Annotated in this window: 13 protein-coding genes; 4 read left to right on the top strand and 9 right to left on the bottom strand. The window is 52.7% G+C overall.

Going from position 1 to position 13,803, the window contains the following annotated elements; all coding sequences use genetic code 11:
• The first annotated feature begins 62 nt into the window (after positions 1–62).
• Positions 63–689: a hypothetical protein gene (locus tag L0H14_RS00400; protein WP_301416678.1), complete on the top strand. Its 627-nt coding sequence runs from the start codon at positions 63–65 to the stop codon at positions 687–689.
• On the opposite strand, the gene L0H14_RS00395 is transcribed toward L0H14_RS00400, so the two are convergent.
• From L0H14_RS00395 to L0H14_RS00355, 9 genes are all read right to left on the bottom strand, one after another.
• On the bottom strand, positions 686–2,878 hold the full coding sequence (locus tag L0H14_RS00395) for a bifunctional (p)ppGpp synthetase/guanosine-3',5'-bis(diphosphate) 3'-pyrophosphohydrolase (protein WP_301421294.1): 2,193 nt from the start codon (positions 2,876–2,878) through the stop codon (positions 686–688). The two genes, L0H14_RS00400 and L0H14_RS00395, sit on opposite strands and share 4 nt — an antisense overlap.
• Before the next feature lie 257 nt (positions 2,879–3,135).
• Entirely contained in the window at positions 3,136–4,161 is a 1,026-nt protein-coding gene (gene secF / locus L0H14_RS00390; protein ID WP_301416676.1) for a protein translocase subunit SecF, read from the bottom strand.
• On the bottom strand, positions 4,158–5,897 hold the full coding sequence (gene secD, locus L0H14_RS00385; protein WP_301416674.1) for a protein translocase subunit SecD: 1,740 nt from the start codon (positions 5,895–5,897) through the stop codon (positions 4,158–4,160). The genes secF and secD overlap by 4 nt, the downstream gene beginning before the upstream one ends.
• Positions 5,898–5,943: 46 nt before the next feature.
• The gene (gene yajC, locus L0H14_RS00380) at positions 5,944–6,405 is read right to left on the bottom strand and encodes a preprotein translocase subunit YajC (RefSeq protein WP_301416672.1); all 462 of its coding nucleotides are present in this window, start codon (positions 6,403–6,405) and stop codon (positions 5,944–5,946) included.
• A gap of 170 nt (positions 6,406–6,575) precedes the next feature.
• The gene (gene ruvB / locus L0H14_RS00375; RefSeq protein ID WP_301416670.1) at positions 6,576–7,748 is read right to left on the bottom strand and encodes a Holliday junction branch migration DNA helicase RuvB; all 1,173 of its coding nucleotides are present in this window, start codon (positions 7,746–7,748) and stop codon (positions 6,576–6,578) included.
• Between the two features lie 3 nt (positions 7,749–7,751).
• A complete protein-coding gene (gene ruvA / locus L0H14_RS00370; protein ID WP_301416668.1) occupies positions 7,752–8,381 on the bottom strand; it encodes a Holliday junction branch migration protein RuvA in 630 nt (209 codons plus the stop codon).
• 85 nt (positions 8,382–8,466) lie between these two features.
• Complete coding sequence (gene ruvC / locus L0H14_RS00365) at positions 8,467–9,111, bottom strand: crossover junction endodeoxyribonuclease RuvC (protein ID WP_301416666.1); 645 nt, start codon at positions 9,109–9,111, stop codon at positions 8,467–8,469.
• Positions 9,112–9,873, bottom strand: coding sequence for a YebC/PmpR family DNA-binding transcriptional regulator (locus L0H14_RS00360; RefSeq protein ID WP_301416665.1), 762 nt, complete (start codon positions 9,871–9,873; stop codon positions 9,112–9,114).
• A gap of 76 nt (positions 9,874–9,949) precedes the next feature.
• On the bottom strand, positions 9,950–11,176 hold the full coding sequence (locus L0H14_RS00355) for a S9 family peptidase (protein ID WP_301421285.1): 1,227 nt from the start codon (positions 11,174–11,176) through the stop codon (positions 9,950–9,952).
• A gap of 205 nt (positions 11,177–11,381) precedes the next feature.
• Here L0H14_RS00355 and msrB point away from each other — a divergent pair, with 205 nt between their 5' ends.
• The 3 genes from msrB (at position 11,382) to L0H14_RS00340 (ending at position 13,801) form a co-directional block, all read left to right on the top strand.
• Complete coding sequence (gene msrB, locus L0H14_RS00350) at positions 11,382–11,837, top strand: peptide-methionine (R)-S-oxide reductase MsrB (protein ID WP_301416661.1); 456 nt, start codon at positions 11,382–11,384, stop codon at positions 11,835–11,837.
• A 66-nt stretch (positions 11,838–11,903) separates the two neighbouring features.
• Entirely contained in the window at positions 11,904–12,497 is a 594-nt protein-coding gene (locus L0H14_RS00345; RefSeq protein WP_301416659.1) for a DUF3000 domain-containing protein, read from the top strand.
• Positions 12,428–13,801 (top strand): HRDC domain-containing protein, encoded by a 1,374-nt coding sequence (locus tag L0H14_RS00340; RefSeq protein WP_301421284.1) that lies wholly within the window; start codon positions 12,428–12,430, stop codon positions 13,799–13,801. Before L0H14_RS00345 ends, L0H14_RS00340 begins: the two co-directional genes overlap by 70 nt.
• Positions 13,802–13,803 lie beyond the last annotated feature (2 nt).

The following is a 13,803-nucleotide window of genomic DNA, read 5'->3' as shown; positions in this document are numbered from 1 at the left end:
AGTTATCCACAACCCCGGCCGACACACCTTCGGCCGGGGTTGTTTTTTGTCATCATGGTCTCATGGTTTTTCTTGCACTTGATTCCATCACGAACCACTACGATCTCTACGTTCCGCACGAGCCTTATTCACCGTCGGAACTCTCAGCAATGACATACCACGGTGTGCTGCGCCCACAATTCGGACCGTACTACGTTGACGTCACCACACCCGATACAGCAGCGCAGCGAGCAAAGGGGGTCCGTTTAGCAGGTGAACAGCTCATCGCCGGCGACTGGACGGCGACGATGCTCACGGCTGCGTGGATTCACCTCGGTGGGCAATCACCTGAAATGTTTGAAGCCGCCACTGCCACCTACCAAGGGACGCGTTTACGCTCAAAAATTATCCCAACCGCATTTCGACATATCGACTATTTGCAACGAAGTGATATTGCGGATGAAGATCTTCTGGTCAGCGGAGGCATCGTTGTCACGAGCTTGGAATTAACCATCGAAGACCTACTGCGTACGGGACGCACCGCACGCCACCACTCCTGTGCAGGAGAACTAGCTAACCAGGTGGATCTAGATCATCTTCAAGAGCGTTTCCACAACAAACGCCACTTAGATGGCATGCAACAAGCTCTGAAATGTCTAGAGCAGCTTCGGCTGCAAGCTAGAAGTTCAGCAGAAACCCACGCACTTTAATTTGCCGAAGGCTTCTTTTTTCGATCCGATCGACGGTAGACGTCATAAACACCGTCAACCTGCCGCACCGTATTCATCAGGTGTTGTAAATGTCCAGTATCTCCCATTTCAAAAACAAAACTTGTTTCCGCCACCCGGTCACGTCGAGTCTTCACGTTGGCCGAAAGTATGTTGACATGGTGTTCAGCTAATACGACCGTCAGGTCTGAGAGGAGCTGTTTTCTGTCCAAGGCCAATACAAGAATGTCAACTGTAAATGCTGCTTCAGAGGTTGGAGCCCATTCGACTTCTATTAGACGATCCGATTCCGGAGTGTGAACCACATTAGGACAGTCGTTTCGATGAACGGAAATTCCCGACCCTCGCGTGACAAAACCTACGATACGGTCCGGTGGCACAGGAGCACAACAACGTGCCAACTTGGCCAGTACGTCGCCGGCACCAGGCACAACAATCCCCGAATCTGCATGACGGGACGGTTGCGGGATCGTGGGGATCGACACAGTATCAGGTTCAGGTTCATCCTTATGAGGCTCCGGTTCGAGGATGTTTTCGATCCGCTGCAAGACGTTTTGTAAGGAAACGGACCCCTCCCCGATGCCTACATAAAGCCCTTGGATGTCTTCGTAGTGTAATCCCTTGGCAACTTTTGTTAATGTATCGGTGCTCAACATCTGTTGAAGCGAAAGTGTGTGTTTGCGAGCTTCTTTGGTCAGAAGCTCTTTGCCCCGCTCAATAACTTCATCACGGCGTTCTTTAGAGAACCAGTGTCGAATCCTATTACGGGCTCGACCAGACCGGACGAATCCAAGCCAATCTTGAGACGGGCCCGCGCTTTCATCCTTATCGGTGAAGACTTCCACCGAGTCGCCGTGGTTGAGCACTGTGTTCAGCGGTACGAGGCGACCATTCACTCGGGCACCCACAGTTCGGTGTCCAACCTGGGTGTGCACACTATAAGCAAAATCGACCGGGGTAGAACCAGAGGGCAGCGCTTTGATCTCGCCCTTTGGTGTAAACACGTAGACTTCTGCTGCACCAATCTCGGTCCGCAGGGAATCAAGAAAGTCATTAGGATCAGATGCGTCTTCTTGCCAATCCAACACCGTCTTCAACCAGCCAGGTGTTTCTGCATCAGCAGTTCCAGCGCGTTTATATGCCCAGTGGGCCGCTACACCGTATTCAGCCCGGTGGTGCATCTCGTGAGTGCGAATCTGAATTTCGATCCGCTTGCCGCCGGGTCCAATCACAGTGGTATGCAATGACTGATACATATTGAACTTGGGCATGGCAATGTAATCTTTGAACCGGCCTGGGATCGGCGACCACCGAGAATGCAGCGCCCCTAATACGGCATAACAATCGCGTACAGACTCTACGAGCACGCGAATCCCGAGCAGGTCGTAGATCTCATTGAATTCTTTGTCCTGCTCCTGCATTTTTTGATAAATAGAGTAGTAATGCTTTGGACGTCCCGTGACTGTGGCACGAATCTTTGATGACCGGAGCTCCTTATCAACCTGCTCTGTCAGGTTCGCGACAATCTTCTGGCGCTGCGGAGTTCGCTCGCCTACTAACCGCACAATCTCCGTATAGACCTTTGGCCACAAGGCGGCGAACGAAAGATCCTCAAGCTCCCATTTGATGGTATTCAAACCCAGCCTGTGCGCTAGGGCGGCATATATCTCAAGAGTCTCCTTGGCCTTGCGGGCTGAGGATTCTGGGGCAACATATCGCCATGTTCGAGCATTGTGGAGCCGATCAGCGAGCTTGATCATCAGCACACGCACGTCCTTAGCCATGGCGATGATCATTTTGCGAACCGTCTCGGCCTCTGCCGCGGCTCCAAATTTAACACGATCAAGTTTCGTGACACCATCTACCAGGAGCGTGACGTCCGGGCCAAAATCTTTGTCCAGCTGTTCAAGCGTATAATCGGTATCTTCGACGGTATCGTGAAGGAGTGCGGCAATAAGGGTCTCGCCGGTAAGCCCTAATTCCGCAAGGATCGTGGCTACAGCCACCGGATGCGTAATGTAAGGATCACCGGATTTCCGGTATTGCTCACGGTGGTGATAGTTCGCCACATTGAACGCGCGGATTATAGGACCAATATCGTCTTTTGGCTGACGTACCTTCAATGTGCGGATCAAAGGTTCCAATAGCGGTGAGTAGCCGCGACCGGCCAGACGAGAAAACCGACCAAAACCACGTGCGGGTACTAGCGCATCGGAGCCTGTCTGCCCGCCGTGAGATGAAGCCGGTCGAGTTGAAGCCACGATCCCTCCCCTTTTCCCTGAAGATTTGCTTGAGAGACTTAGCTTACTTCGCGCAATTACGTTTCAACCATTTCTCAGCGACGTTCGAGCACTTTAATAAAATAAAGCGCTGCCCCGCAGCTTGGATTCCAGGCTACAGGACAGCGCGTATATTCCACTACTACCGTCTATTGAGACGTCGCAGTTTCGGCATCGTTTTCAGTCTCTTGGTCTGTTTCATACCCGCGACGACGTAAAATACGTTCATCGCGATCTGTAATATCGTCGTCGTTTCTGCGGAACAGGGCATACAACGGGGCCTGAATAAACAAGGTAGCGATAGTTCCGACAATAATGCCCACAAAAATGGAAAGGGAAATATCACGCAGCGTCCCAGCACCCAGTAGTCCGGCACCAATGAACAGAATCGAACCGACCGGTAAAATTCCCACGATGGAAGTTGTGATGGAACGAACCAATGTCTGGTTGACTGCCAAGTTGACGAGCTCGTCAAATGTTCTCTGGCGATCCTCTGCTAAGTTCTGTGTGTTGTCCCGTATCTTGTCGAAGACCACCACTGTGTCATAGAGAGAATAGGACAGAATGAGTAGAAAGCCGATAATGGCCGGTGGTGTGACTTCAAAACCAATGGCCCCGTAAATGCCCACTGTCAGGATCACGACGTACAGAAGGCCGACGATAGCTGCAGCGGACATCTTCCAAGTTCGGAAATAAATCGTCAGATACAAGGCTACCAACACCAGAAATACGATCAGGCCCACGAACATCTGCTGGGACACTGCTTGACCCCAAGTAGGACCAACGAAGTTCGAGGTCACTTGCTCAGCGGTGACGTTGTATCCCTGCTGTAAATTCTCGGCAACCTCCAGAGTCTGTTCATCCGACAGTTCTGTTGTCTGAACGCGGATGGTGCCGCCAGCAATATTCGTTGCTGTAGCTTCGGTTTCCGGAATCACTTCAGAAACAGCCTCTTCACCGAGTACAGGATCCGTATTCTCGACGCCTGAGACGGTGAACTCAGAGCCACCTCGGAAATCAATGCCCATGTTGAAACCACCGCGCAGAGCAGTAATCCCGCCGGCTATGGCCAGTAAAATTAGTGCGACCGTGAACCAGGTTTTCCACTTTTGCACGAACGGGTACGATTTCTTGCCCGCATACAGTTCATTACCCCAAGTTGCTAAGCGACTCATGAGTCCTCCTGTGCAGACGTATTGTCCGATGATCTGGTCGTTTGTAATGCTTCCGCTCTCTCGGCAGCTCGCCGTTCAGCGATAGTTTGTCGTTTCTGGGCTTCCTTGCTGGACCTAGTGTTCTTCTTCCCGCGTTGTGGCGCCACGGCCTCATCTGGACGAAATTCACGAACACGTCCGGCACCCTGATAGAGAGGTTTCTGGCCAAGCAGGGAAGGATCCATCCCCGACATGGGGTGGCCGCTCGCGAAGAATTTGGTGGTGGCCAACAACTTCATGACCGGGTGAGTAAACAAGAACACCACAATAAGATCCGCTATGGAGGTGAGTCCAAGGGTGAAAGCGAATCCTCTCACGTTGCCAACAGCTACGAAATACAGAACCACTGCCGCCAGAACGTTCACAAGCTTCGACACAGTAATGGTTCGTTTGGCCCGATCCCAGCCATAGTTAACCGCTGACTCGAATGGTCGTCCGTTTCGCATTTCGTCCTTTATGCGTTCAAAATACACAATGAAGGAGTCCGCAGTAAGACCAATCGAAACGATGATGCCTGCGATACCTGCCAGCGAAAGCCGATAGTTATCTGACCAACCGAGCAACACGATCGACAGATATGTCAAGAAGCCCATAATTACGATGGACGATAACGTAACCAAGCCTAAGGCGCGGTATTGGAAGAACTGGTAGACCGCTACCAGCCCCAATCCGATGAGACCGGCAACGAGACCCCAGAACAGTTGGTCCTGTCCTAAAGTCGCCGAAATTTGCTGCTCCGATTCAACTTCAAACGTAATAGGGAGCGCACCATATTCGAGCTGCTCGGCAAGTTGTGCAGCGCTTTCTTCGTTAAAGTCACCAGAAATCTGGGCTCGACCGTCTGTAATCACCGCTTGCGATGCCGGGGCGGATACGATCTGACCGTCTAGCAATATAGCAAACTGATTCTGCGGCGGGTTCATTCCCGTCAAACGCTGGGTAACGTCACGGAAGGCGGCAGACCCTTCATCCTCAAAAGCAATATTAACAACCCATGAGCTAGCCGAGACGCCGGTAGGGGTCTGAGACATTCCGTGATCTGCAGAATCGATCTGATCACCAGAAATCTCCATTGGTCCCAAAATGTACTTAGAGCCCGTGTCGAAGTCACAGGCGATAACGGCTTCATCAGCCGGGAGGTTATCGCGAACCTGGTTGGCATCAGAGGCACTGCAATCGGTGCTCTGGAACTCATCGTACAACTCAGGCGTGATCCAGTTGGGGTCCGAACCGTTTTCGGGTTCCGCTTCAGGTTCCGGAATGTCAGATACGTCCGTGCGTTCCTCTTCTGGGACTGCAGTAAATGGCCCAGACGTTATCACTGAACGAAACTCCATATTCGCGGAAGCTTGAATAAGCTCACGCGTCTGTTCGTCCGGGGCGCCAGGCATCGATACCACAACGTTGTTGTCGCCCTGAGTATTGATCTCTGCTTCCGAAACACCAGAACCATCAACACGTTGACGAATAATTTCGACAGCCTGACTCATCTGTTCCGAGGTGACGGCTTCACCAGTAGATGTTTCTGGGGATAGCACCATTTGGGTGCCGCCCTCAAGATCGAGCGCCAACAGCGGCACACCGTTCGAATTATCCGTTGCAATACCGATCCCCAGGATGATACCTAGGCCAACGATGATCGCAGTTAGCCACGCCAGAGATCGCCGGGCACGGGATTGTGGGGTCTTAGACGCCATAGGTCAAGGGGCCTTCGATTGTTTGTTCGTTATTGAGTGCGGATGGTTAGCGATCTCTATCATCGCGTGGATCGTTCTTATATTCTGAACCGTATTCATTCTCTAAAGGCTCGGTGGAAGACTGCTCTGGGTAATCAGGTACGTCATCGACCGTGATGTCAGATTCTGGCAGCTCGTCTTCGGCAGGTTCTTCCACGACTTGACCAACAGCCTGCAAATGAATAGTGGCGTACTGACCGGGTGACAGTTCGAGCGTTGCTTTATTCTCGTCGTGGTTCACATCCACGACTGTGCCATACAGGCCGAATGTAGTCATAACGTCCATGCCAGGTTCCATGGAAGCACGCTGTTCTTGCTGCTTCTTCATGGCTTTGCGGCTGCGACGGATCATCATGAAGAACAACAGGCCCAGTACTGCCAACATGATAAGCATAAACATGCTGGAGCCGCCTTGTTCACCGCCCCCAGCCTGTGCAACGACGGTGGCTGTTTCGAGATTAAAAGTCATAAGCGTCTACCAACTATCTTGTTTTCGTACTGGACACTGGGCAGTATCCACGAGAAAATTGGCCGGAAATCCGGCAATCTATATATAATGTCTCAGCCTATCCTAATGTGCACACCGAAATAGCGTGAATTCCGTGACTACTCAACACGCCTCAGACGAAGAGCGGTAGCTCAGTCGTCGCCGTCATCGGTGGATAAGATATCATCGACGCTCCCCTGAACCGCGTCAGTAGGCTGTTCATTGAGCCGCGATGCGGTGTCGGTCTGTCGGGAAGCACCGTCGTCCATTAACGACCATAAACCCTTGGTCGTTGAATCCTCCGGTGGCGTAAGGCCAAGATGTTCCCAGGCTGCTGGCATTGCGATACGGCCTCGGGGCGTCCTGCCCAGCAGCCCCTCCCGAACCAAATACGGCTCCGCTACGGTTTCAACGGTCTCGACCTCCTCCCCGACCACTATTGCCAGGGTAGATAAGCCGACTGGTCCCCCATGGAATTTTGTACACAGTGCATCGAGAACAGCCCGGTCTAAGCGGTCTAAACCACGTGAATCGACTTCGTACATATCCAATGCCGCTGCTGCAGCATGCTCATCGACATCGTAGAGCTTATTGACCAGCGCCCAGTCGCGCACGCGGCGCAGCAGACGATTCGCAATCCTCGGGGTGCCTCGAGACCGTGACGCGATCTCGGTAAATGCCGCACTATTCAATCGCATGTCCAGCATGGCAGCGGAACGACGGAGCACAAGTTCCAGTTCTTCATTTGAATAAAAATCAAGGTGTCCAGTAAATCCAAACCGGTCACGTAACGGCCCAGGAAGAAGCCCCGCTCTGGTCGTTGCTCCGACGATGGTGAAAGGAGGAAGTTCTAGTGGGATCGATGTCGCTCCGGCGCCCTTACCAACCACGATATCTACACGAAAGTCCTCCATTGCCATGTAGAGCATTTCTTCTGCCGGACGTGACATACGGTGAATCTCATCAAGGAAGAGGACTTCACCTTCGGTGAGGGACGACAGGATGGCAGCTAAATCTCCCGAGTGCTGAATTGCTGGTCCGGAAGAAATACGTAACGGAGATCCCATCTCTTCTGCAACGATCATCGACAGGGTGGTTTTCCCCAGGCCAGGGGGGCCGGACAATAAAATATGGTCGGCAGTTGCACCGCGAAGTTTAGCTGCTTCCAAAACAAGGGAGAGTTGGTTGCGAACTCGATGCTGACCGACGAAGTCCGCAAGGTTTTTAGGCCGAAGCGCTGCTTCGACCTCGCGCTCTTCATTCACTGCGCTACCGGCAACTATGCGATCCTCATCGGAGTTCGGTGGTAATGCGGATTCAGTCATAAATTAGAGTCGCTGCCTTGTCTGTCCCTCACCAAGGTTGCGGAGCGTAGCGCGCAATGCTGCCGAAATGTCTACAGAGCTTGCCAGTTCTGAGTCAGCTTCCAACGCTTGTTCAATACCTTTGGTGGCGTCTTTTTCATTCCAACCAAGTCCAATCAGTGCTTGATGGACTTGCTCTTTCCAAACAGGCTCTCCGCTTCGGGACGATTTGGCACCAGTCTCGGCTTCTTCACGTGGAACAAGTTTTCCGGAGAGTTCAAGAATAATGCGTCGAGCAGATTTTGGGCCGATACCCGGAACTTTCGTAAACGCTTTATCATCTTGCTGATCGATATATTGTCGCACTTCGTCTGGATCAAATACAGAAAGTACAGCCAGTGCGATTCGTGGCCCGATACCCGAAACGCTCATCATGACTTCAAAAATTTCGCGTTCATCGGCCGTACTGAACCCATACAACACTGGATTATCATCACGAATCAGTAATTGTGTTTGGACAGTTACCTCTTGGCCGGTCCGAAGCATTGAGAGTGTGTTTGGGCTTGCCGAAAAAAGATAGCCGACCCCACCGACCGCGATGACAGCGTTATCGACGGTGATGTGTTGAATTTCGCCGGTTAGCGACGAGATCATGCATTCTCCCTCTGATAGCAATAACGCCATCAAATCAGTGTGGACCCCGTATGGGATAACCGTACCAATGCCCACAATTTTTCGATTATTTAGCGCGCCGTTCTGCTGCAAGCCAGAGTTTTTGTGCTGGCGTCAGATTCGTTTCCGGCCGAGCACTAGAAAACTTTGAAGCAGCGCTACGACTGGTGAGCTTTCCGGTGTCTAAGCCCCGGCCAAAGAGCCCACCTCGCCAGGCATGTGCAATGGCGATCGCGATCGCATCGGCAGCATCGGCAGGTTTTGGCGCAGCTTTCAAACCCAGAATACGCATCACCATCGAGGTGACCTGATTCTTATCCGCTGATCCCGAACCGGTGACAGCGGCTTTGACTTCCGACGGTGTTAGCAATGCTGTCGGAACGTTGCGCCTTGCGCCGGCGGCGATGGCCACTCCGGAAGCTTGGGCTGTCCCTATAATCGTCGGCGTATTGTTCTGGGCAAACATCCGTTCAATCGCTAAGTGGTCCGGCTGATACTTATCCAACCATGTGTCCATGGCCTTATCGATCACGGCTAGGCGTTCACCAATGGGATCCGTCCCCGGGCTTCCGACGACCACGACATCCACGAGTTCTGCCTTGCGATTGGCTGCAATATCGACGACCGCGATGCCACACCTGGTCAGTCCAGGGTCGACTGCACACACACGAAGCTGACTGACCGGCTGGGACCGGCGACTGCGGTCTTGCACCTAAGCGTCCTGCGCTGACAGTTCTTCAAGAACTTCAGCAGTAATCTCTACATTGGCATAGACGTTTTGCACGTCGTCGAGCTCTTCCACAGCATCCCAGAGTTCGATAAAGGATTGGGCAGATTTTGCATCCAGTTCGACCTTCATATCAGCAAAAAATTCGACATCATCAGAGTCGTACGAAATTTCTGCGTCATCTAGCGCCTTGGCGACGGCTTGGATGTCCGAAGGATCGGAGACAATTTCAAAGGCTGTCCCAGAACGAAGGATTTCATCCGCACCGGCTTCGATGACAGCCATCATGATGTCGTCTTCAGAGTGGTCATCAGCTGGTACGCGCACAACACCTCTGCGTTGGAACATGAAGGCGACGGAACCAGGATCTGCCATAAAGCCACCGTTACGGGTAACAGTTGCACGAACTTCCGATGCCGCACGGTTGCGATTGTCCGTCAGGCATTCAACTAACAGCGCTGACCCCTCAGGACCACGGACTTCATACATAATCTCGGCATAATCAATAACTTCACCGGTGAGTCCTGCACCACGTTTAATAGCGCGATCGATGTTGTCATTGGGCACCGACTGCTTCTTGGCTTTGGTGACCGCGACTTCTAACGCTGGGTTCCCGTCAAGATCCGCGCCGCCGGCACGCGCGGCAACTTCAATCGCCTTAATGTGGTTGGCATACATTTTGGCACGCTTGGAATCCAACGCTGCTTTCTTATGTCGCGTTGTGTGCCATTTTGAGTGACCTGCCACTGTATAGAACTCCTCTCCCGCGTTTCGTCACGGGCATTCTGGAAAACTGATTGCTCCCATTATAGAGGCAAGCCGACTATTCAGCAGTCTTTGGGCTGGACAGGCTTAATCGAGGCTGTTGAGGGCCAGTCAACAAAACGTGTAACCAGGTAAGCATTGCCGAATCGAATCTTTCCGGGTCCACATTCCATTCGCGAGTGTGGCGAGCATCTTGGAAGCGAACCAAACTGACCAACTGTCGGTTCTTTGCAGCAAGCTGCGCTGAGGGGCCAATCGGCACAAAATCATCGTGTTCGGAATGCAAAATCAGGATCGGGTGGGTGATGTCGTCAGAACGTGCCACCCAGTCCAAACGTCGCAGGTCGACCGGTGACGCCAAACCAGTGATGGTCTTCCCCCACGGTGACTCGATCAGCCAGCTCCCCAACTTGCCTGCAATGTGTGGCAATTTATTGATCTGTGCTTGGTGACGCAGAACGTCCATCCAATCGATGACAGGGCCCACCAGGACGAGCCCACGAATGTAGCTGGACAATGCTGACCGGTACATGACTTGGAGGCTGACTGCACCACCCATCGAAAAACCACCCAGAACTACAGAGGTGGCTCCATTATTCAATGCATAGAGAATCGCAGCTTCAATATCTGGCCACTCCGTTGCTCCAAGACCAAATTTTCGGTCCCGAGCATCCGGTGCGTCACCGTCGTTTCGATACGAGACCAGCAATCCAGGCATACCCATCCGCTGGGCTACACGCATCATGCGAAGACCCTCATTGCGTTTAGAACCTCTGCCGTGAACAGTGATGAGCCAAGTATTGGAATGCTGGGATGGACGTTTTGGTTTGATAAACCAGGCTGGAGCTAAACCATCATCCACAGGAATGTCGATATTACGAAATGCATAACCGGCTTCAGTTGGAGTAGGCCAAACGAACCCCGCCCATCTACCACGAACAGTTTGGGCAAGATCCCCGCTATATACCTCTTCGACAATCCGAGTTACTGTGTCCCGTTTCCGGTCAGTAGCCGTGACCGCACCGATACGTGCCACACCGTTACCTTCATCGAAAACCAGGGCATACTGACCCCGTACGGTTGTCTGGTGTGTGATGGATAATTCGATCAAGCCATGTCCGGATGTTCCGCGGCGCGGCCAATAGTTATATACGTGTACGTCTTCCGTAGGCTTCGGGTCTGGCGTCACCACTGTGCGAGCAAAAATTGACGCCAGCGTCGGAATGACAGCAAGTGCAGTACCTGCAAGAGCACCAGTAATTGCACCAACTGCAGACCAGCGCACAGTCCGTTTTGCTGGTTGATGCTGCAGGCCACGAAAAGGCTGTCGAACAATGTTTCGAAGGTTGCTATCACCCATGCCTACATTGTTACCTGTACGCACACATTTCGCTAGTGTCTCTGTCACAGTACCTCTGTTCGAATACGGCAGGTTTTGCAGTCAGGCAAATCTCTAGCCACCAGACTTTTCTCCACGATATATTAGAGTCATGACTACTCCATCAGATCTTTCTACCAACACCAATCAGCGGTTATCCCGTGCAGAAGCTCAGTCGTTTTCCGACCAACAATGGCAAGAACGACTCAGCCCGGAAGCTTTTCATGTGCTTCGTCAAGCAGGTACTGAGCGACCGTACACGGGAGAATACTGGGACACCGAAGATGTCGGTACCTACTCCTGCAGGGCCTGCGGTGAAGAGCTCTTCAAATCCGAAACAAAATTCGATGCCCGTTGCGGGTGGCCTTCGTTTTATGCCCCAACGGACAACGACAAAATCACCTACGTCGAAGACACTTCAATGGGGATGACGCGAGTTGAAGTTCTTTGCAGAAACTGCGAATCTCACCTGGGCCACGTCTTCTCCGGTGAAGGCTTCGATACACCAACTGATTTGCGCTATTGCCTCAATTCGCTCAGCTTGGATTTGACAAAGTCTGCAGAATAATCGTCTCATCGTTTTCGTGCGGCGCGCCGCCACCGAATCCTTCAAGTACGGGTTTAACCTAGGAGTGTGAATCCACAAGAATCCCACACGCAAGCACTGCATGATGCGCCGCAGACTTTCCGGGCCGCCCTTGATGAGCTGCGGCAGGCAAGCACGCGTGCTGAGGTTGACATTGTGGAAGTACCTGCTCCCGCAAAGCTTGCACCTTACGCCGTCGCAATGGCCGCAGACGTCGCAGATAGTGACGGCGAAGCGCGGGCCGTAGGACGTTTCATTCTCCTCTATGACAGTCAACACTCTGATGTATGGGATGGCAATTTCAGAATTATCACCTACATTCGCACGAGTGTCGAATCTGACCTTGGAGAGGATCCCCTCCTGACTGAGGTCGCCTGGACCTGGATTCTGGAATCACTCGACGAAGCTTCTGCCACGTACCGGCAACCAGGCGGCACAGCCACTAGAGTTCTCTCAAAAGGCTTCGGCATGCTCGATCAACAGAGTGAGACCACCGATTTAGAACTGCGCGCATCGTGGACGCCCGCCGGCGATAATCTAAATAGACATTTGACAGCTTGGACCGATATGGTGTGCACGTTCGCCGGTTTGCCACCCGTTTCAGAGGGTGTGATCCCACTGAATCCAATCCGAAGGAAGTAACGATTTCTAGCGCGCATCTCACCGCAGATGGTTTTGAAGATTCTCCAGATAACGTCCACCAGGGCCATCAACCTCAAGACCGTCACGACGAGCCGACCCTCATTGAACAGCCAGTCGGTGGGATTCCCCCAATCGTTGATACTCAAGCCCAGCTCGAGCACGTTGCGGAAAAACTTCGTGCCGGCACCGGGCCCGTAGCTGTTGATACTGAACGGGCTAGTGGCTACCGATACGGACAACGTGCCTTTCTCATTCAGCTCAAGCGTCAAGGCGACACTATATGGCTGCTGGATCCAGAAGCTTTGGAAAGTCTTGCACCAATTCAGCAAGCCCTCAACGGTGTCGAGTGGATTCTCCACGCAGCCATCCAGGATCTTCCTTCGCTACGACAAGCCGGCTTATGGCCCGACCGACTCTTTGATACCGAGCTAGCCGGTCGTCTTCTCGGGTACCACAAGGTGAGTTTGTCTGCTCTACTCGAGCACAAGCTCAACATCACACTGGCCAAAGAACACTCTGCAGCAGATTGGTCAGTCCGGCCGTTACCAGAAGATATGCGGAACTATGCAGCGCTTGATGTTGAACTACTACACGAGTTGCGTGACGTCATCATCCTCGAGTTGCAGGCAGCTCACAAGCTTGAAATCGCCTACGAAGAGTTCAATTCACTACTCACTCGACCGCACAAGCCACCCCGCAAAGATCCGTGGAGGCGCACCTCAGGAATACACGAGATCACGGATCGTCGGACACTAGCGATCGTAAAATCGCTATGGACAACACGTGAAAAGATTGCCAGATCACGAGATCTCCCACCAGGTAAGCTCCTCAATGACCGGTCTCTCGTCGCGGTAGCAAAATCAAAGCCACGCACCGTGCCTCAGCTCATGAAAATTCCACGGATGCGCCGCAAGGCCGCCTCTCGTGACGCACGCCGTTGGCTGCAAGCCGTCCAGGATGGCATTAAAGTAGCCCAAGATCCGGACAAGGTACCTCCCATGCGAGCGTCCTCCCAGTCACCACCGGCAGTCAAGGCATGGCGCGACAAGGAACCACTGGCTGCTCGCCGGCTGCAAACGTGTCGTAATCGGCTGGCACGAGTTGCCGATCAGCAGAACATGCCCCTAGAGAATCTTTTGCTGCCTGAAACCTTGCGAGAGATTTGCTGGCGCCCGCCGGAACCCATCACTCCAGAATCAGTTGAACGTCGTCTGTCTGATTTGGGAGCACGCCCCTGGCAGATCCAAGCAACCTCGGCTGTCATTACCGTGGCCTTGCTTGATCCAGACCCATTAGAAAAATAGTC

It is taken from the genome of Yaniella sp. (genome assembly GCF_030453185.1).
Lineage (GTDB): Bacteria > Actinomycetota > Actinomycetes > Actinomycetales > Micrococcaceae > Yaniella.
Note: the sequence above shows the minus strand (reverse complement) of the source record. Positions and strands in the feature narration are given on the sequence as shown.

Coding starts and splice junctions, on each gene's coding strand:
- ruvB (WP_301416670.1), bottom strand. CDS start 7,748: ATGACTGAATCCGCATTACCACCGAACTCCGATGAGGATCGCATAGTT.
- secF (WP_301416676.1), bottom strand. CDS start 4,161: ATGAGTCGCTTAGCAACTTGGGGTAATGAACTGTATGCGGGCAAGAAA.
- yajC (WP_301416672.1), bottom strand. CDS start 6,405: ATGACTTTTAATCTCGAAACAGCCACCGTCGTTGCACAGGCTGGGGGC.
- ruvA (WP_301416668.1), bottom strand. CDS start 8,381: ATGATCTCGTCGCTAACCGGCGAAATTCAACACATCACCGTCGATAAC.
- msrB (WP_301416661.1), top strand. CDS start 11,382: ATGACTACTCCATCAGATCTTTCTACCAACACCAATCAGCGGTTATCC.
- secD (WP_301416674.1), bottom strand. CDS start 5,897: ATGGCGTCTAAGACCCCACAATCCCGTGCCCGGCGATCTCTGGCGTGG.
- L0H14_RS00400 (WP_301416678.1), top strand. CDS start 63: ATGGTTTTTCTTGCACTTGATTCCATCACGAACCACTACGATCTCTAC.